The organism is Thermoplasma acidophilum DSM 1728 (assembly GCF_000195915.1).
In the GTDB taxonomy this organism is placed as follows: Archaea; Thermoplasmatota; Thermoplasmata; order Thermoplasmatales; family Thermoplasmataceae; genus Thermoplasma; species Thermoplasma acidophilum.
The window spans coordinates 425,412-443,683 of sequence record NC_002578.1 but is presented as its reverse complement, the minus strand read 5'-3'; the positions used below and the strand labels follow the sequence as shown (position 1 = coordinate 443,683).

General features: G+C 48.1%; 18 protein-coding genes. 10 read left to right on the top strand and 8 right to left on the bottom strand.

Annotated elements, in window-relative coordinates:
- Positions 1 to 68 precede the first annotated feature (68 nt).
- From TA_RS02175 to TA_RS02155, 5 genes are all read left to right on the top strand, one after another.
- Positions 69 to 1,049: a sulfite exporter TauE/SafE family protein gene (locus TA_RS02175; protein ID WP_010900843.1), complete on the top strand. Its 981-nt coding sequence runs from the start codon at positions 69 to 71 to the stop codon at positions 1,047 to 1,049.
- On the top strand, positions 1,046 to 1,435 hold the full coding sequence (locus tag TA_RS02170) for a DUF1634 domain-containing protein (protein ID WP_010900842.1): 390 nt from the start codon (positions 1,046 to 1,048) through the stop codon (positions 1,433 to 1,435). The genes TA_RS02175 and TA_RS02170 overlap by 4 nt, the downstream gene beginning before the upstream one ends.
- Before the next feature lie 104 nt (positions 1,436 to 1,539).
- On the top strand, positions 1,540 to 2,994 hold the full coding sequence (locus tag TA_RS02165; RefSeq protein WP_010900841.1) for an NAD(P)-dependent oxidoreductase: 1,455 nt from the start codon (positions 1,540 to 1,542) through the stop codon (positions 2,992 to 2,994).
- Positions 2,995 to 3,145: 151 nt separating this feature from the next.
- On the top strand, positions 3,146 to 4,360 hold the full coding sequence (locus TA_RS02160) for a 2,3-bisphosphoglycerate-independent phosphoglycerate mutase (RefSeq protein ID WP_010900840.1): 1,215 nt from the start codon (positions 3,146 to 3,148) through the stop codon (positions 4,358 to 4,360).
- A 48-nt stretch (positions 4,361 to 4,408) separates the two neighbouring features.
- Complete coding sequence (locus TA_RS02155; RefSeq protein WP_156778472.1) at positions 4,409 to 4,948, top strand: hypothetical protein; 540 nt, start codon at positions 4,409 to 4,411, stop codon at positions 4,946 to 4,948.
- Here the strand turns inward: TA_RS02155 and TA_RS02150 are convergent.
- On the bottom strand, positions 4,943 to 5,404 hold the full coding sequence (locus tag TA_RS02150; protein ID WP_010900838.1) for a MarR family winged helix-turn-helix transcriptional regulator: 462 nt from the start codon (positions 5,402 to 5,404) through the stop codon (positions 4,943 to 4,945). The two genes, TA_RS02155 and TA_RS02150, sit on opposite strands and share 6 nt — an antisense overlap.
- On the bottom strand, positions 5,401 to 7,146 hold the full coding sequence (locus TA_RS02145) for an MFS transporter (RefSeq protein ID WP_010900837.1): 1,746 nt from the start codon (positions 7,144 to 7,146) through the stop codon (positions 5,401 to 5,403). Before TA_RS02145 ends, TA_RS02150 begins: the two co-directional genes overlap by 4 nt.
- A 96-nt stretch (positions 7,147 to 7,242) precedes the next feature.
- On the opposite strand from TA_RS02145, the gene TA_RS02140 reads away from it, so the two are divergent.
- On the top strand, positions 7,243 to 7,755 hold the full coding sequence (locus TA_RS02140) for a hypothetical protein (protein ID WP_156778471.1): 513 nt from the start codon (positions 7,243 to 7,245) through the stop codon (positions 7,753 to 7,755).
- Between the two features lie 314 nt (positions 7,756 to 8,069).
- Entirely contained in the window at positions 8,070 to 8,468 is a 399-nt protein-coding gene (locus TA_RS02135) for a hypothetical protein (protein WP_010900835.1), read from the top strand.
- Between the two features lie 355 nt (positions 8,469 to 8,823).
- Here the strand turns inward: TA_RS02135 and TA_RS02130 are convergent, their stop codons facing one another.
- From TA_RS02130 to TA_RS02120, 3 genes are all read right to left on the bottom strand, one after another.
- The gene (locus tag TA_RS02130; RefSeq protein ID WP_010900834.1) at positions 8,824 to 9,348 is read right to left on the bottom strand and encodes a Holliday junction resolvase-like protein; all 525 of its coding nucleotides are present in this window, start codon (positions 9,346 to 9,348) and stop codon (positions 8,824 to 8,826) included.
- A 100-nt stretch (positions 9,349 to 9,448) separates the two neighbouring features.
- Positions 9,449 to 10,708: a hydroxymethylglutaryl-CoA reductase, degradative gene (locus tag TA_RS02125; RefSeq protein WP_010900833.1), complete on the bottom strand. Its 1,260-nt coding sequence runs from the start codon at positions 10,706 to 10,708 to the stop codon at positions 9,449 to 9,451.
- A 91-nt stretch (positions 10,709 to 10,799) separates the two neighbouring features.
- A complete protein-coding gene (locus TA_RS02120; protein WP_048161576.1) occupies positions 10,800 to 12,017 on the bottom strand; it encodes an MFS transporter in 1,218 nt (405 codons plus the stop codon).
- A 194-nt stretch (positions 12,018 to 12,211) separates the two neighbouring features.
- Here TA_RS02120 and TA_RS02115 point away from each other — a divergent pair, with 194 nt between their 5' ends.
- Genes TA_RS02115 through TA_RS02105 form a run of 3 tightly spaced genes read left to right on the top strand, consistent with a single transcriptional unit; the run spans position 12,212 to position 16,467 of the window.
- Entirely contained in the window at positions 12,212 to 13,114 is a 903-nt protein-coding gene (locus tag TA_RS02115) for a dihydroorotate dehydrogenase (protein ID WP_010900832.1), read from the top strand.
- Entirely contained in the window at positions 13,111 to 13,863 is a 753-nt protein-coding gene (locus TA_RS02110; protein WP_010900831.1) for a dihydroorotate dehydrogenase electron transfer subunit, read from the top strand. Before TA_RS02115 ends, TA_RS02110 begins: the two co-directional genes overlap by 4 nt.
- A gap of 51 nt (positions 13,864 to 13,914) precedes the next feature.
- Positions 13,915 to 16,467 carry an ATP-binding protein gene (locus tag TA_RS02105; protein ID WP_010900830.1) on the top strand — a complete coding sequence of 851 codons (2,553 nt, stop codon included), beginning with the start codon at positions 13,915 to 13,917 and terminating at the stop codon, positions 16,465 to 16,467.
- On the opposite strand, the gene TA_RS02100 is transcribed toward TA_RS02105, so the two are convergent.
- From TA_RS02100 to ppa, 3 genes are read right to left on the bottom strand one after another with little or no spacing between them, the layout of a single operon-like run.
- Positions 16,400 to 17,260, bottom strand: a complete 861-nt coding sequence (locus TA_RS02100) for a hypothetical protein (protein ID WP_010900829.1) — start codon at positions 17,258 to 17,260, stop codon at positions 16,400 to 16,402. The genes TA_RS02105 and TA_RS02100 overlap by 68 nt on opposite strands.
- Before the next feature lie 51 nt (positions 17,261 to 17,311).
- Complete coding sequence (locus TA_RS02095; protein ID WP_156778470.1) at positions 17,312 to 17,635, bottom strand: hypothetical protein; 324 nt, start codon at positions 17,633 to 17,635, stop codon at positions 17,312 to 17,314.
- Positions 17,636 to 17,644: 9 nt separating this feature from the next.
- Positions 17,645 to 18,184, bottom strand: coding sequence for an inorganic diphosphatase (gene ppa, locus TA_RS02090; protein ID WP_010900827.1), 540 nt, complete (start codon positions 18,182 to 18,184; stop codon positions 17,645 to 17,647).
- Positions 18,185 to 18,272 lie beyond the last annotated feature (88 nt).

Here is an 18,272-nt window from a genome sequence, read left to right as displayed (position 1 = left end):
AACGATTCTGTTCTAATGATTGGCCGATAACGATAAACAATTTATAAAAAAAGGTGATATCGCACGGTATGTTAACTCTCATTGAGATCATCGTCAGATTCCTTTCAATAGTTGCCGGTGCCTTCATCGCCGGCCTGATCGGATCCTTAACTGGGCTTGGGGGCGGAACGGTTCTGGTCCCGGTTCTGACCCTTTTCTATGGCATACCGATCATATACGCCACCGGTGCAAGTCTGATATCAACAATAGCCACCAGTGCAGGATCCGCAAGCGCCTATGCAAAGGAGAAGATAGCGAACATCAGGCTGGGGGTTGGATTGGAGGTTGCGACAACCACCGGCGCAATAGTGGGATCGCTGACCGCCGTGTTCATCTATGACCACCATCTTTCCTGGCTCATATATGTCATATTCGGCTTTGTTCTGCTCGGGTCACTCGTACCGACGATACAGCGTGGAAAGTACGAGATACCGAAGATGCTCAAGCCTGACTGGACAACGCGGGTTTTCCAGCTCTCAGGGTCGTACTATGATGCGCGCCTGCACAAGAACGTCGAATACTCTGGAGTCAGGTGGTGGCTTGGTGAGATAATAATGTTCTTTGCCGGGATGATATCTGGCCTTCTCGGAATTGGAAGCGGTGCCCTGAAGGTTCTCGGCATGGACTGGGCCATAAACCTGCCCATGAAGGTGACGACAACTTCCAGCAACTTCATGATAGGGATAACCGCTGCCACAGGCAGCTCCATATACTGGTATGCCGGGTACATACAGCCGTTCATAGCCGCGGCAACGGCAATAGGTGTACTGATAGGCGCTTTCCTCGGAGCGAAGATCCTGGTGCGCATAACGAACAGGAGCATAAGGTGGATATTCTTTGCCATCCTGATGTTCCTGGGCATACAGATGGTGCTCAAGGGCTTCTACATAATCAAAGTGATACTGATATCGCCTTATACGCAGTTTGCCATATCCACCGTGATATCCATAGTTGCCATAATAATAATGTACCGTGTTATGAAAAGGATTGAGGAAAAGGGTGATGCATGATGCGCTTTGACAGAGATCTCGCAATAAGCTACGCCCTGCGAATCGGTGTTTCGGTGAGCATGTTCTTCATAATATTCGGCGTCATACTCATCTTCGTAAAAAATGGCGGGTCTGGCTTCTCACTGGCGCAGATCGCAAGCTACAATCCACAGCTGAAGGTCAATTCAAAATACATATATCTGGGTCTCATACCGGAGGGCCTAGTCCATCTGGACGGGATATTCTTCATAGCCACGGGCCTGTGGGTTCTGGTATTCACTCCAATAACCAGCGTCGTAATTGCCCTGATATCCTTCTATCTGACAAAGAACAGGCTCTACATTGCGCTGAGCATAATTGTGCTCTTCAATCTGTTCTTTGCGATGCTTGTGGTACCGCACATATGATCAAGCACATAGTCAAAACGATGAAATTGCAGGCGATATCGAAATTATGCGGAGGCACTAAAGAATGTTTATTAGTCAAAATAGGATAGCAAAGGTGTGATCCCATGCTGAGTTTTGAAAGAGTCCGGATTAAAAAGGCGGATCCCGACGAGAGGGTTAAGACCTTCGATATCGAACCGCTGGATAATTATACAGACGAAGAAGCCATAGCAGAGGCCAGCAGGTGCCTTGGATGCAACATGTGCTCGGCTGCATGCCCCGCAAGCCTAGACATATCGGGCTACATAAGGAGCACCGCGGCGGGTGATCCGGCTCAGACCGTGAGGATCATAATGGAAACGCTTCCCTTTCCGGCCATAATAGGGAGGGTATGCACACACATGTGCGAGGATATCTGCGTGATGTATGACGGAGGCGGTCCGATAGCCATAAGGCACCTGAAGCGATATGCTGCTGATAAATTCGACGATTATGGAGAGATCCTGAGGCCACAGAAGAGAAAGTTCATAGGAAAAAAGGTTGCGGTCATAGGTGGCGGCCCGGCTGGACTCACAGTGGCCTACTATCTCAGCCTGCAGGGTGTTAAGGTAACGCTTTTTGAGGAGAGGCCAGCCCTCGGAGGCTTCATGAAGACCGGAATACCCAGGTACAGGCTGCCGCAGAGCGTCTTGGACAAGGAGATAGGCTATGTTGTATCCCGCGGCGTTGACGTGAAGCTGAACACAAAGGTGGGCCGCGACATCTCGTTCGATCAGATAATGAAGGAATACGATGCCGTATTTCTCGGCGTGGGCAATCACAAGCCAAGGATGACCGGGACTCCCGGCAGCGATGCACCGAACGTGATGCACGCCACCGAATTCCTCGAGCGTGTGAGTTTCGGCGAAAGGATAGATGTTGGAGATACCGTTGCCGTCATAGGCGGAGGCTTCACGGCAAACGATTCGGCCAGGACTTCACTTCGCCTCGGTGCCAAGCACGTTTACATAATGTACAGGAGGAGGGATGTCGATCGTCCCGGTTACCCCAGCATGAACGCAGATGAGGAGATGGATGAAGCCGAAGAGGAAAAGGTTGAGTACGTATGGGAGGTTACGCCCTTTGAATACGTGAAGGAGAATGGAAGGGTCGTGGCCATGAAGTACTGGATGAACGAGATGGTGAAGGAGGGCAAGGGAAGGGCCAAGCCTGTTCCGATAAAGGACAAGGTGTACACCATAAAGGTGGACATGGTAATAGAGGCTACAGGCCAGGAGACTGATTACTCCTTCCTGGGCGATTACGTGAAAAAACTCCGGCTAAATCCACACGGTGAACCCATCGTGGACCAGAACGGCATGACCTCAATAGAGGGGGTTTTCTCCGGCGGAGATTCAACAAACCCCAACAGGGATCTGATAAGCGCTGTCAGGGACGGGGATATAGCCGTGCAGGGCATACTAAAGTACCTCAACGTCATGGATAAGGTATCATACGATGATCTGCCCATACTGGACAGGTTCAAGCCATACTCCTATACGGCCGCACAGGAAGCCTATGCGGTGAGAGGCCTGATCTGAGAAGCCCTGTATTAATATACATTTATAAATATTTCGCGAAGGATGGCGCATGGAATTATTCTATTGCGATATTCTATAATATTATTTCAATATTTTAGATGAATTTAAGATCCAGCCCTCATTCTTTATATCTAATATGAAAATCAATCGCATGATGAAGAGCATCATTCTTATAGTTCTTGATGGCCTTGGGGACAGACCCGGATCAGATCTGCAGAACAGGACACCGTTGCAGGCCGCGTTCAGGCCGAATCTCAACTGGCTGGCGTCTCACGGGATCAATGGAATAATGCACCCAATATCCCCGGGGATAAGGTGCGGTTCCGATACATCTCACATGTCCCTCCTCGGTTATGATCCGAAGGTATACTATCCGGGGAGGGGGCCGTTCGAAGCACTCGGCCTTGGCATGGATATAAGGCCAGGAGACCTGGCATTCAGGGCGAATTTCGCCACGAACAGAGACGGCGTCATCGTTGACAGACGTGCGGGCCGCGAAAATAAGGGCAACGAGGAGCTTGCTGATGCCATAAGCCTGGATATGGGCGAGTACAGCTTCAGAGTCAAAAGCGGTGTGGAACACCGTGCTGCTCTTGTTGTCTCCGGGCCCGATCTGTCCGATATGATAGGAGATTCCGATCCCCACAGGGAGGGGTTACCTCCTGAGAAAATAAGACCAACGGATCCATCCGGGGACAGAACCGCCGAGGTGATGAACGCATACCTTGAGGAGGCCAGGCGCATACTATCGGATCACAGGGTTAATAAGGAAAGAGTTAAAAACGGAAGGCTGCCTGGAAACGAATTGCTGGTCAGGAGCGCGGGCAAGGTACCTGCAATACCATCATTCACGGAGAAGAACCGCATGAAGGGTGCCTGTGTAGTAGGAAGCCCATGGCTCAAGGGACTGTGCAGGCTGCTCAGGATGGATGTCTTCGATGTGCCCGGGGCAACTGGAACCGTGGGATCAAACTACAGGGGCAAGATAGAGAAAGCCGTTGATCTCACCAGCAGCCATGACTTTGTGCTCGTAAATATAAAGGCCACAGACGTGGCCGGCCATGACGGAAATTATCCTCTCAAGAGGGATGTCATAGAGGATATTGACAGGGCCATGGAACCACTGAAGTCAATCGGAGACCATGCAGTTATATGCGTTACGGGAGACCACAGTACACCATGTTCATTCAAGGATCATTCTGGCGATCCCGTGCCCATAGTATTTTATACGGATGGCGTTATGAACGATGGCGTTCATCTTTTTGATGAATTGTCATCAGCAAGTGGATCATTGCGTATAACAAGCTATAATGTTATGGACATTCTGATGCAGCTTGCCGGTAGATCAGATAAATTTGGATCATAATCAAGATGAATAGATAAACTAAAATACTTTCTTTGTTTTTGTCAGACAATGGCATATTCAATGAGCGGTGTCAAGGAGGATGCGCTGCAGTACAGACGTATATATTCGCTTTACGCTGGATTCGCGTACATGCTCCTCTTTTCTGTCATACTCTGGTGGCTTCCGGTGGCTGGGCCTGCCATAGCGGGTTATCTGGGCGGAAGAAAATCTGGAAATATGAAGAGCGGTTTCATAGCCTCGCTGGCTGTATCCGGACTGTTCATAATAATTGCCGTAATGCTTTATCCATTCAGAACCGGACTGCTAGCAGTGGTCGATAGATATGTGAGCTACGGCGTGATTCCAATCTCAACGTCGGGCATCGTTTCTGTTTCAAACTTCGCAACATATCTGTATTCATATGCCGGGATAGCCTACACATTCTTCGTGATCGTGCCCTCGTCCGTCGCAATACTGATCGTCTTTTCCCTGACAGGCGGCTTTGTTTCTTCGCTGAGAAGCGGTGAGGAAATTGCCAGCCCCATCGAGGGATCAGAAAAAGAGGAGGAAAAAATAGACGAGGAGGACAGCAAGTACGATTACCTATAGCGACCCGGCTTCCTCCTGAATGTTCCTGTTCAGCGTTTCCTCTATCTTCCTGAGAAGCCTGGTGAATTCCTCGATTTCACCGTCAGTAAAGCTGCTCAGCGATTCTCTGAGAAAATTGACGTAGATACGGTGGCTCTCAGCCAGGATCTCACGCCCCTTGTCCGTGATTTCAACGTTCACCACGCGCCTGTCTGATGCGTTTCTGGATCTAACTATGTAACCCCTGTTCTCAAGGTCGTCCAGCACACCTGTTATCCATGCCGGCGTGACGAAGTTCATTTCTGCAAGCCTGTTGACGTTGAAGTTCTCCTCAGAAAGATAGTAGAGTATGCGTACCTCTATCGGCTTGAGCTGCGTGATCTGTAAGCTGTCCTCCATCCTCCTCTTTCCAAGGACGTATACCTTGGCGAAATGGTGCCATATTTCCATCAGTGCGTCGCAGTCCTCACCGATCATTTCTTACCATCCCTCATCACTTCCAGCTGGGAGGACAGTTTGGCCTCAGTGGTCTGTTGCATCTTTTCCTTTAATTCGGTCTCTTCTCCATAGACAAATCTCTTTCCCCTGAAAGCCGAAAGCAGCGCAGCCACGACCAGTATGCCCGCACCCGCATAGAATGATGCGTGGAGAGCCTTCATGAAAGCAGGAGCAAGAGCAAGCGGGAACCAGTGGGTGCCCTCAAGTATGGCAAGCGATGATGGGCTTATCAGGGATGCAAAAGATGCCGGAAGCAGCCCAAGGATGGTCTGCATTGGATTGTAACCCAGGAATGCGGAGAACAGTGCCGATGTCGCGGGTATCTTGTCAAACACAGGTATGAGTACCGAGGCGCCTGCGGCAGCCAGAGCCGTATTGAATGAGGATGAGAGGTAAGCTGTCAGGGTTATGAGAACTATTGAGAAGAAAATGCCCATACTTGCTGTCTGGCCGGTGTTCTGAAGTGTAGCTCTCATTCCAGATCCGGTACCGCGGTAATGCGGTGGGAGCGAGTTCATCACTGCAGTTATATTCGGTGCGCCGAACAGCCCCATGCCGGAACCCATCATAAACAGTGTTGCGGCGAATGGCGGATAGCTGAAGTTGTACGGGAAAAGCGTGAGGAGTATGAAAGCTACTGCGCTAACACTCATACCGAGCGTTGTGAGCAGCCTTGCGCCTATCCTATCGGATAGTGCACCGGCGATTGGACCAAAGAGGACGAAACCGGCCATCATCGGTATCGTGTATATGCCTGCCCAGAATGGCACAGACGAATAGGAATAGCCATGAAGTGGCAGCCATATACCCTGGAGGAGTATTATGACCATGAACATCACGCCGCCCATGCCCATCGACTGGAAGAAACCCGCGAAGTTTCCGAATGTGAAACCCCTGTATTTGAACAGGTGCATGTTGAACATCGGCTGATCCACATGGAGCTCTATGAACGGGAATGCTACCAGCATCGCAGCACCAGAAGCCATGGCACTGATAACCCATGGGCTGGACCATCCCATGCTTGAGGATCCATACGGCATCAGGCCGTATGTTATGCCTATGAGTATTAGAGTCAGGCCAGCTGCAAACGTGACATTTCCAGGCAGATCGATCTTTTCGTCCTTTCTCCTAACGGACTGATCCTTCAGCTTCAGATATGACCAGATCGTGCCCAGCGCACCCACCGGAACACTTACCAGGAAGACGTAGCGCCAGTTGATCGTTGCAAGGATCCCGCCAAGTATGAGCCCTATAAGGGAACCTGCGAGACCGGCTATCTGGTTTATACCCATTGCCTTTCCCCTCTCGTTTGACGGGAAGGCATCCGTTATTATGGCCGCGGAATTAGCGAACAGGAAAGATGCACCCACTGCCTGTACCATTCTGAACATTATCATGTACATTGCTGCAGATGTACCGTGGCCTGGCGTGAGGAACAGCAGTATGGAACCTGCAGTGAATATCGCAAAACCAAGGTTAAAGAGACGCACCCTCCCGTACATATCGGAAAGCCTGCCTACGGTCACAAGCAAGACAGCAGTGACCACCATGTAGCCCATCAGTATCCATAGCAGATACTGGAATGACGACGGCAGAAATGGGTTCAGGTTTATCCCTCTGAATATGGCTGGAAGGGAAATCATCATTATAGTACCGTTAATTGAAGCCATGAGGACTCCAATGGTTGTATTGGAAAGTGCAACCCACTTGTACTGAACCATGAGGGTGAATTGAGTGCCATTATAAATACTTAACTAATTAATTATTTGCTAATTAATTATCAGAAAACATTTTATATGTATATCAAATTCAGGCTTATGCTTTCAAACAGGGCAAGCATCGCCATAAGTGTTGTCGCATTAATAATATTTGTGGGTGTCGCATACGAAGTTACTGGGCATTCATCATCATCAACTTCCATAAGTATATCCGGAAACATGGAGGTGAAGCCAGATCTAACTCCCGCCATGTCCGTAACGGTTAACAATACGACATATCCCATATATTTCATAAGCCCGTACACGAAGACGATAACCCTCAACTTTACATTGAACTCCACATCGGATCCAGTGTACATATATGACATAGCTCCGCTCAATAAGAGTTCGTATGCATGGCAGAATATAACGTATTTCAACTCTACCGGAAATTACGTGGAGATAACAAACGCTACGTCTACCCCGCAGAACTACAGCATAACCCTGTACGTGAACACAACCCTGATCAGTTCGATGAAACCTGAGAAGCCGTATGCAGACACTATTCTATTCATTGCGGCAGGGGGAATATCCAGCTATTTCGTTATTCTGCTGATGGCATATACACAATGACCGAGTCCTGTTTAAGCATGAAATCGTAAAAATCATTTCTATTTTGATCTCTTTTCTTCGACTTGCTTATTGATAAGTTATCGCCTTAAAAATTCACGGCAGATGCCATGCATGCCGTAGCCTAACCGATCACGCTTACAGGCGAATGGCCTCCATGTGGATTGCTATGCAATATCGCACAGTGCTATTGAAAGGAAATTTAAGACCATCACTCCTTTTCATTGTTTTCGCAATGTCTGCTTTCAATTCAATTGGCTTTTTTTGTATCAAAAAATAACAGTTAAACTTTTATAGCTTCACTGATTTTATTACCAATGCCTGAACGCTTCGTGGAAATGCTCAGGGAGGAAAACGGAAAGATAATAGTGAGGATACCTGGGGAGACTGCCAGATATGCAAACTTGGAAGGAAAGGAAGGTGAATATCTTCTCGTCGACCTTGTAAAGGTATTCGATCCGCATCTCAAACTTCCAACACACAGCATAGGTGAAAAGGCCATATGCAGGACGGTCACATTCAGGGATAACAGAGGCTATGAACATCTGGGGCTTGAGATCCCGCAGGAGCTGGTAAACGATTATGGAATGAAGGCTGGGGAATATCTGGAAGCCGTGATAGAACATGCTATACTTAGAGACAAGATTGCAGCGGTCTATCCAAACCTTGAGATACTAAACCAGTATCCATACTGGTGGAGAAAGATAAGCCAGTGATCTTGCAGGCTGTTTTTAAAAGATGCTGAACGTCATGCCCTATTTTTCAATCTTATACTGACACATTGAGGTCATGGAAAACTATGAAAACATGCCATATCCATTCTATGGTTTTATGGGAAAGTTATGCGCTATGAGGAGGCAATAAAACTTATGTACTCGGAGAGGAGATGCACGTATTTACGTAACGATCGTATTCACAAGCATTCACATAATCTTCGTCCTGATGAGAACATGTCTGGTGCAGCCAGAACTCACGCCCGTGGATATCAATGCAGAGATGGGGTGCATATACCCGTAAAGGCAGAGATACGTATTCGAATAAACAGGATTCGATTCTAGGCTGAGATGCGGATCACTCCACCTGGTCTATGGCTGAATCTATGCGCAGAATTTCAAACGATACCCTCGATGCATTTATTGCATCCATAACACTCTTCTCGCGGTCCGTCATCCTTGCATTGCCGGTCTTTATCTCAATAAATACTATCGAATCGATGTGACCCGAATCTAGGCCGTTGAAAACGATCAGATCTATCGGCGTGCCTATGAATCTCACGTCCTTTGGATTGTATTTGAAGTTTGGAAAGAATGGGGCAAGCTGTTCCGAGACCTTTCCAGCAACGACCTCCCTGCTCTTCTGAACAGATTCTCGCCTGGCCTCCTCTATGCGCTTTTCCAGGTCCTCCTTCAGCTTCTGCGCCTCCTCACGCATAGCAATGGCTTCATTCACCGTTCGCGTGGCATTCTGCAGAGTCGTCTGTATCTCTGCTTCCTTGGCAGCGAGTTTTCTCTGAAGAGACCGTATATCGAGGTACAGTATGATTATCGCAACGATGAGTATGAGGATCAAAACTCCAAAAAATACCACTATGGACATATGCGTCCATAGTTTACCCGTAAATTTATATGTATCGCAAGAGCCAGAACATGCCGGCTTTTATCGAAGAACCTATGCGGATACCATGAGATTACCTTTTTCAGTTCTTATTCCTTATCTCCTGAAGTATCTTCTGTGCGTTTGCCATCGATATATTTTTCTCCTCTATCATCCTGGAAACAACCTTATCGATCTCATCACCGACTGCACCGACAGACATGGCAATGTTTCTCGAATGGAGCTCCATATGCCCACGCTGAATTCCCTCCGTTGCCAGTGCACGCAGGGCCGCAAAGTTCTGGGCCAGGCCAACGGCAGCCAGAACGCCAGAAAATTCTTTGGCATCCTTCACGCCAAGAATCTTCATGGCGATCCTGGCCTTTTCTATGCTCCTCGTTGTTCCGCCTATTGTACCGACCGCCATCGGTATCTCAATGCTGCCCACAAGATCTCCATTCGCGTCCTTCTCGTACCTTGCCAGCGGGCCATAACCATACATGGCTGCGTAGGAATGCGCATTGGCTTCTGCGGATCTCCAGTCATTCATCGTTGCTATGAGAACTGCGTCCACACCATTCATTATGCCCTTATTGTTCGTCGCGGCCCTGTATATATCTATGGCAGCCATATGGTAGGCCTCTATTATGCTGTCCACAGCCTCCTCACCTATTATTTCCTTCGGGAAAACTGCTGAGGCATAGGCGATCCTGTTCTTCGTAAGGTTGCTCAGTATCCTGAGGTTTACGCGGCCGCCGGTTATTCTAGCTATCTCCGGCGCCACGTATTCGCACATGCTGTTGATAACGTTTGCGCCCATGGCGTCCCGCACGTCCACTATCAGATGCACTATCATCATCCTGTACGGGTATTCAAATATCTCAACTTCCAGATCCCTTGCGCCCGCGTTCATGGATGATAGGGTCTTGCTCCTTGTATTTGCCATATCCAGTATCTTCTGCTTTGACTCAAGCAGGGCTATCTTTGCACTGTATGGTGCCGGAACGTCCAGGACCTGTATTTCGCCTATCATTATCGGTTCTGTGGCAAAGGCCCTGAAACCTCCCCTCTTCCTTGCCACCTTTGCCGCATTGGATGCTGCGGCAACGACTGATGGCTCTTCGATGGCCATGGGTATGAGATAGTCCCTGTCATTGATCCTGAAGTTCACGGCTATGCCCATCGGCATTTCAATAGTTGTTATTACGTTCTCGATGATCTTGTCGGCTTTTTCAATTGGCAATGAACCATTCTTCTTGAGGATGGATACTTCATCATCGGTAAGATCTGAAAATTCCTTCACGAACTGAATACGATCATCAACAGATAGCTTGTAAAAGCCTGATACATCCGATGTTTTCATTGATGTTGATATGGAAACGTTATAAAAGAATGTTGGCGATCCGGAACTGCACATCGGTAAATTGAATTAATGTATCCAGAGATACGGTGCTTCAGTCTGGTGTTGTCACGGAACGTTGCCTCCTTATGGCAATGCCGTTTCTTATGGATTCGTATGAGATGTACGCCATGGGAGCTATCATAACCAGCATGGCCACACGGATAGTGGTCACCTGTGCTATGTAACCAAAGGCAGCGGGGAGCGCAAGGTTCAGTATGTTGAATATTATGTTGAACGTGGCAAATGCTATTGAAACCTCAGACTTCTGCACAGAGGAAGATACGCTCATCGTTGCTATTGGGTATATGGATCCATGCGGGAATCCCGGCAGCACCATGGAGATGACGAACTCATAGGGATCACGGCTCAGCGTGAGTGCTATGAAACCTGCAATCGTGAAGGCAAGCGAGACGAACATGAGCCTGTACCTGTTCTCGGGCGGCCTGAAGGACATAGTCAGTCTGGTCACCATGGATACGAAGAAGAATGACGTAAGCGCATAGAAAAACATGGCCGGCGAAAGACCAGAATAATACTTTGCGATCAGGCTTCCGTATGTCATTATTATCACGAACGGGAATGAATATGTGAGGTTGCCGAAGAAACCGAAGTTGAAGCCGCTGTTTCTGAACAGCCTGGGTATGGTCCTTATTATGGTCGATGTGGATATGTTTCTCCTTTCGCCCCCGTCGTCAATCTTCAGCCTAGACGCTAATACAAGCATCAATAGGGCTGAGATCAGCGGTACAGGGAAGAAATACAGGAATAGATCCCTGACGGAAACGGATATGGACGATAGAAGGAAACCCTGCATGAATGTGCCGGCTATCAGGCTGATGGAAAGGGCGGATGTATAAAAACCCAGGACATTGTCCCGTATATCTTCATACGCCAGCGATATCAGCGTGAGCAGCAGCGGGGGAACAAGGCCCATTGAAAGGCCATCCATAGCAGCTATGGCCGCGACCTCCCATATGTTCCTTGCAAGGTAGAAGAGCGGAAGCGATACGGCCATCACAAAGAGCGACACCGCTATCGATAGGGATATCCTGGAAGCCCTGATCCTGCCATTAAGAAACAGGTTTGCCAGGAGGCCCGTGACCGCGTACATGACAACAGGAAGCGCGGTCAAAAATGTTGATGCAAGAAGCGTGAACTTTGCCAGTACGGGGATTGAAGTCATGAGCATATTCGTTGTCATCCTCATGGTGAAGGTTACCGCAAGTATGATCAGTATGGAGAATACAGCAGACCTTGAAAATTTTGACATATTTGCGATCACGCAGATTGCATCCTGGGAAATATAGTTTTCTCTTAAAATATTGATATCTAAATATTTGCCCTTGATTTTAACTATTTTAATTTCATCATAGCTATCAGAATGCAATGCCAATTCTCATCCTTCCAGCGTACCATCTATGATCCAAGAAAAGCATTTACATATGTGTACGCCTTAACCTCTTGATGGCTGATCTCTCAACATCTGTGGCCGGAATCAGGCTGGAGAACCCACTGATGCTGGCTTCTGGAATTCTTGATGAAAATGGATACACCATGCTTGATGTTATGAATAACGGCGCTGCAGCCGTGGTCACGAAATCCATAGGCATGGAAGAGAGAAATGGTTATTCTGCACCGGTAATAGTTGAATATGGTGACAGCCTTATCAACGCGGTGGGCCTTTCCAATCCAGGCATAGACAATTTCGCGGAGGAGATAAGGATAGCAAAAAGATCCGGGAAGCCCGTCATAGGAAGTGTCTTTGCCTCGGACGCGGAATCCTTTGTCAATCTCGGCAGGAAAATGCAGGAATATGGTTGTGATGCCGTTGAACTCAACCTGAGCTGCCCGCATGTTAAGGGCTTTGGCCTTGAGGTGGGCTCCGATCCGGATCTTGTTGAGGATATTGTGAATGAGATGAAATCCAAGATCAGCGTGCCTGTCTTCGCGAAGCTCAGCCCAAACGTATCCGACATAATAGAGATAGCGAAGGCTGCGGAAAAGGCCGATGCGTATGTCCTCATAAACACGGTTAAGGCCATGAAGATCGACATAAGGGCGAGGATGCCCGTCCTTACCAACGCCTATGGCGGCCTGTCCGGGCCTGCAATAAAGCCTGTCGGCGTTAGATATGTATACGAGGTGAAAAAGGAGACGGGAAAGGATATCATAGGGGTGGGCGGCATAACGACATATGAGGACGCCGTTGAATACATAATGGCCGGAGCCTCCGCAGTTCAGATAGGTACTGCGCTCTATACCGTGGGAAAATCTGTTTTTCGTAATATAATATCCCAGATGAACACCTTTATGGATGATGAGAAATTCCACAGCATTCAGGATATGGTAGGGGTGGCGATAAGATGAACAGAATCACGGTTGATCAGGTCAGGGATGAGGCAAAGAATGTCAGGACACTGTTCTTCAGGTGGGATCACGATGTTAAGCCCGGGCAGTTTGTCATGGTGTGGCTTCCGGGCCTTGGTGAAATTCCAATGTCCCTCTCCTACGTAGGATCGCCGAAGGGTATCACTGTTAAAGCCTATGGGAAGGTTTCACAGGCCATGATTGATATGGAGCCAGGCCATGAATTCTACATACGTGGACCCTATGGCAACGGCTTTCAAATAGAATCTGGAAGAAAACTGATCATAGGCGGCGGATCTGGAATAGCCTCCCTGCTTCCCATAGCAGACTCCGATACTGATGCACTGATATCCGCAAAGACAAAGGAGGAGTTAATCTTCACAGACCGCTTTCCGGAGAGCAGGCTATTCATAGCTACGGATGACGGCAGCGAGGGTTTCCACGGATTTCCGCATGAGTTCCTCGACCGCCTGGATATTTCGGTTTACAGGAAGATATACGTGTGCGGTCCTGAACCGATGCTGTACAGGGTGATGCAGAAACTGGCCAGTATGAATGCCAGAGCAGAGTTCTCGCTGGAACGGACCATGAAATGCGGCATTGGCATCTGCGATTCATGCTCCGTTGGAGGGCTTCAGGTATGCAGGCAGGGGCCGGTATTCGACATTGAACAGCTCAGGAACAATCCAGAGTTTGGTATATCCAGGACAACGTATTCCGGAAAGAGGGTATACCTTAACATGAAATGAAATCTTGATCGAAGGAAGAAAGTTTTAATTCAAAACTGCAAATGGTGTGCTATGGAGAAGGCCCTAGCGATCAGGGAGATACCTGACTTTGTAATATCCACCATCCAGAAAGGATCCTCCGCATATTTGCTTGTTGGAGACAGCTTCATCGGAAAGCGGGACATAGTAGATCTCGTGCTCAGATCCCTTGAGAAGATGGATTATTTAATAGTATCTGAGACAGCACCGCCAATGGGCGAGTTATACAGGAATCAGACCGTGAACTCCATCATGGACAAGCTTAGCGAAAAGCAGGCCAGCAGAGATAAAAATGAGATAATAAGTGAGTTCGACGAGTTTGTTAAGAATAATAGGCGTAAGATAGCTGTTGCGGTCTACGGAATGGAGAAGCTGACCATTGAATCGAAAAATCTGCTCCTTTACATGTGCAGGGCTGGAAGAGGCAGAAACATGGTATTCATCGGAACATACAGTACAGATAGCAGCGAGGACTATGACAGATTCATAAATTTCATAACAAGCGAAGATTACATCAATATTCTGAAGGTAGAGAAGCCTGGAACAGATGATGTAATTTTCCTCACGAAGAAGATGGGTTACAAGCTGCCGGAAAACTTTGTAAAGGAGATAGCCAGAATCACAAATTTCAATATGGACAACTTCAGATATGCCCTTCGGTACTATCGTGATCTCGGCCTGATAAATGAGAAGAATGAGATAAACGAGGTGTCCTTCCGGTATTTCCCTGTACCGCCTACCACGGAGATATACTACGATCGAATGCTTAAGGAACTCACGCCGGTGCAGCGGACTCTGATGCAGATAATGGCGATGGCAGGCGGCGAATTGAAACTGGAAGACCTGGCGAAGCTCATGGGCAGATCGAAATCCGCCCTGCTTGATATCGTCAGGCCTCTTGAAGCGTCCGGAATGATCCGATTCACCGGCGGATCCGTGAGGTATGACAACGAGAAGGTGAAGCAGATGATCGCAAGATCCATGTCGGAATCCGATCGTGAATATGTTATACAGAAGATGATCGAGACCGATTTTTTCCGATCGCTTAACGAGGCGCAGAGAATACACATACTCAGGCAGGGCGGAAAGATCGATGAGATGATGAGAATAATTGATGCAACTGGCGAGAAGCTGGTTGAACAGTTCAGCTCCATTGACGAAGCCATTGAGGATCTTGAGTATGTGTTCAACGAGATCAAAAACTCGCCATCGATGTACGTGCTATGCCATGCATACTACAGAAAGGGCGAATTGGAACGCGCTCTGGAATGCTACAGAAAAGTTCAGGTGGACAACCTCCCCGTCATCCTGGATGTGTCAAGCATACTCATCTCCAAGGGCCAGTACCGGGATGCGGAAAAGATTCTCGACGAAGTATCGGGAAAGCTGCAGGATGAAAAAAGCGAGGTGTCCGTCATATACAAGAGATCATCCATACTTTACAGGCGTGGAGAATACGATGAGGCGAGAAAGCTGCTGAACGATGTTCTCGCCAGATCCAGGGCGCTGGGGATGAAGGATATAGAGGCAGGATCACTGAATCTTCTCGGCGGAATAGATATGGCTGAATACAGGTATGATGACGCCCTGAAGAAATACAGCGAAGCGCTTGGTATAAACAGATCAATGGGAAACTACTCTGAGATCGCAAGGAACCTGAACAATATATCGCTGATAGATGTTTATACCGGCAAATACGATCAGGCCATCAGCACACTGAAGGAACTCATCGAACACACTTACACTACAGGAGATCTCATATCAAGGCTCTATGCCATATACAACCTTTCAGAGATCTACTACGTGATAGGGCATCAGGAATACGCTGAGGGATACATACCATTGATGCTGAGAATACTCGATGTTACCGGAGAGAGGCGCGCTGCCTACCACATCCACAGATTCCTTGGGCTTTACTACACCGGTTTGCTGGACTTCAAGATGGCCAGGAAATACACAGAGATGGCTGCGGAAGAGGGCGCCAATGAGGAGCAGTCCTCCATGGCCAGGATATTTGCTTCGATAATATCCGATCTGGAAGATGGGGGTTCTTCGATTAAGGAGGAGGAGATCGAGAAGAACGTGTACAGGGACGACTATGCAAGCATCTTCTACATCGCGGTATCCTATCACTTCTACCTCAAAGGGGATAGCGAGAGGGCCCTGAAATACATGGAGAAGGCTGAGCAGGCTGCGTACCATATGAACATACCGTACGAAATCATAAATACCGCGTTCCACAGGGCACTGATGTACCTCTTCACCGATAACGTCGATGGATTCAAGGAATACTTCAGGCGCATGCCCAAGCCCCCAACGAATCTTGAGTACTACGATGCATGCTATTCGATTTTCGAAAACATATACAGCGGAAATTATGACAGGATCGTTTCTTCAAGGTACAGGATAATAGAGGAAGACCATCTCAGCGGGTCTCTCAAGGCCATGCTGCCGGTTCTGCTCAATTCATTTGCTCTGTACAGGTTTGCTGGGAGAGACGAGGATCTCAGGCACATAATCAGCGTGACGCCTGAACCGTTTGTGGAACCTCTGAAGAAGCTAACACATTATACTCAGACTCAATGATGATCCTGGCTATGCTCTTCTCCAGAAAGCCTACATTTGTGGCCCTGTCAAGGGCCTGAATGCTTCTTTCCTTGAGGCGCATTATGTGATACCGGACGGCGAGTATGAAGGGATCCCTCTGTGATTCGGTCTCCCTGTAAAATTCTATGAACTTTTCTGCCATGAATTTTCTGTATATCTCTGTCTGGGCCATGCGCAGCGCTTCTATAAATGCATCGCCCACCCTTCCCCTGGAAAGCAGGTAGAACGACCTGCTGTTTCCCGTAAGGCCGATCAGGTTTTTGTCATAGGCATCGAACTGTGATGTGTAAAGCCCGTCGCATATATCCTGAGGTATCCTGTCGGCCACTACCTTCTTCACTAAGTCTGCTGCGTCCATGCTTATCATGGCTTTCCCATAGGTATCCTTCAGGAATGTTATGGATTCGTAGAATCTCTGCGCATATTTATCCGGAAATCTGAGCCCTCCGTCCTGCTTCTCGGAGGCAGCGATGCGGTCAATTGATGGCATTATATCTGCCATCGCGAGAACTTCGCCGCCCTTCATATCGCCGATGAGATGCCAGAGGCGCATGGACAAACTGTCAGGAAACCTGGATGTCGCATACTCAGCGATTCTCCTGAGTTCCTCATATTTTCCTGATCTGTAGAGAATGGACATCTTGTAATGAAATAGAACCTGATCCTCCTTCTGCATTGCGAGATCGTCTATGACCCTGAGGGCTTCCGTATATCTCCTAAGCGTTATGAGTATGCGCACCCTTTGCAGCTGGTCATAGTATGGATCAGGCACATCTGCAAATTGTTTTCATTAGTAAATAGATTGCCTGCACCTGAATATGTATCAGGTTACGTATGTGAAACCGGAAACCTGAAGTCCGGATCTGCCGCGCCTGATCTTCACGATCTCCCTGCCCTTGTTGATGGATCTGTACGTCTGGCCGTCCATCGCTATGCGAATATCCTGATCGCCGAAGAAGAGCATACCGTCTGAGGCCTGATCCTCTATGGAAACGTCCAGTTGCCTTATTATCTGGCACATTCCATCCTGGCAGGGGCCATTCTCCATCCTGGTGCGCAGAACGATGTATTGATTCCGGACCTCCGAAACGAGATCCTCATCAACCATTATGTTTCCGGAACCAACACGCACCTCTATCCAGGACATGCTGGACACCTAGTTCTTCTTTCCGTATTTCTCCTCATACATCTTAATAGACACTTCTATCTCCTTTAGGGCAGCCTCCTTGCCCTCCCATCCAAGAACCTTTGTCTCCTTCTTCTCCAGGATCTTGTACGTTGAGAAGAAGTTTGCTATCTCATCAAGCAGATGGGCATTGACATCCTTCAGATCCTTTATGTAGCTGACATTGGGATCCTTGTCGAAAACTGCGAGTATCTTATTGTCCGTTTCACCCTGATCCACCATCTTCATCATGCCGATGGGCCTGACCTTCATGATGGCTCCGGGGAAAGTCGGCTGCGATATGAGAACCATCACGTCCATGGGATCTCCATCATAATAAAGCGTTCTGGGAATGAGACCGTAATCAACAGGATAAACAACGGATGAATAGAGCACCCTGTCAACTAGCATGCCCGGAAAGTCCTTGGCTATCTCGTACTTCACCCTGCTTCCCCTTGGGATCTCTACGATGACGTAGACCTCCTCTGGCGGCTTTGGGCCAACTGGAACCGAATGATAAAAGCTCTCCATAAACTTTGATTGTTACACCGTATATTATAATTATTCTTAAAGGACAAATAAGATTTCTCTGGAAAAAAGATTTAACCGGCGTAGTGCT

Bases quoted from the DNA above. Each gene is read 5' to 3' on its own strand.
- TA_RS02130 (WP_010900834.1), bottom strand. From the start codon at position 9,348: ATGTCCATAGTGGTATTTTTTGGAGTTTTGATCCTCATACTCATCGTT.
- TA_RS02110 (WP_010900831.1), top strand. From the start codon at position 13,111: ATGAACAGAATCACGGTTGATCAGGTCAGGGATGAGGCAAAGAATGTC.
- TA_RS02125 (WP_010900833.1), bottom strand. From the start codon at position 10,708: ATGAAAACATCGGATGTATCAGGCTTTTACAAGCTATCTGTTGATGAT.
- TA_RS02115 (WP_010900832.1), top strand. From the start codon at position 12,212: ATGGCTGATCTCTCAACATCTGTGGCCGGAATCAGGCTGGAGAACCCA.
- TA_RS02105 (WP_010900830.1), top strand. From the start codon at position 13,915: ATGGAGAAGGCCCTAGCGATCAGGGAGATACCTGACTTTGTAATATCC.
- TA_RS02120 (WP_048161576.1), bottom strand. From the start codon at position 12,017: ATGTCAAAATTTTCAAGGTCTGCTGTATTCTCCATACTGATCATACTT.
- TA_RS02165 (WP_010900841.1), top strand. From the start codon at position 1,540: ATGCTGAGTTTTGAAAGAGTCCGGATTAAAAAGGCGGATCCCGACGAG.
- TA_RS02135 (WP_010900835.1), top strand. From the start codon at position 8,070: ATGCCTGAACGCTTCGTGGAAATGCTCAGGGAGGAAAACGGAAAGATA.
- TA_RS02155 (WP_156778472.1), top strand. From the start codon at position 4,409: ATGGCATATTCAATGAGCGGTGTCAAGGAGGATGCGCTGCAGTACAGA.
- TA_RS02170 (WP_010900842.1), top strand. From the start codon at position 1,046: ATGATGCGCTTTGACAGAGATCTCGCAATAAGCTACGCCCTGCGAATC.
- TA_RS02095 (WP_156778470.1), bottom strand. From the start codon at position 17,635: ATGTCCTGGATAGAGGTGCGTGTTGGTTCCGGAAACATAATGGTTGAT.
- TA_RS02160 (WP_010900840.1), top strand. From the start codon at position 3,146: ATGATGAAGAGCATCATTCTTATAGTTCTTGATGGCCTTGGGGACAGA.
- TA_RS02140 (WP_156778471.1), top strand. From the start codon at position 7,243: ATGCTTTCAAACAGGGCAAGCATCGCCATAAGTGTTGTCGCATTAATA.
- TA_RS02145 (WP_010900837.1), bottom strand. From the start codon at position 7,146: ATGGTTCAGTACAAGTGGGTTGCACTTTCCAATACAACCATTGGAGTC.
- ppa (WP_010900827.1), bottom strand. From the start codon at position 18,184: ATGGAGAGCTTTTATCATTCGGTTCCAGTTGGCCCAAAGCCGCCAGAG.
- TA_RS02175 (WP_010900843.1), top strand. From the start codon at position 69: ATGTTAACTCTCATTGAGATCATCGTCAGATTCCTTTCAATAGTTGCC.
- TA_RS02150 (WP_010900838.1), bottom strand. From the start codon at position 5,404: ATGATCGGTGAGGACTGCGACGCACTGATGGAAATATGGCACCATTTC.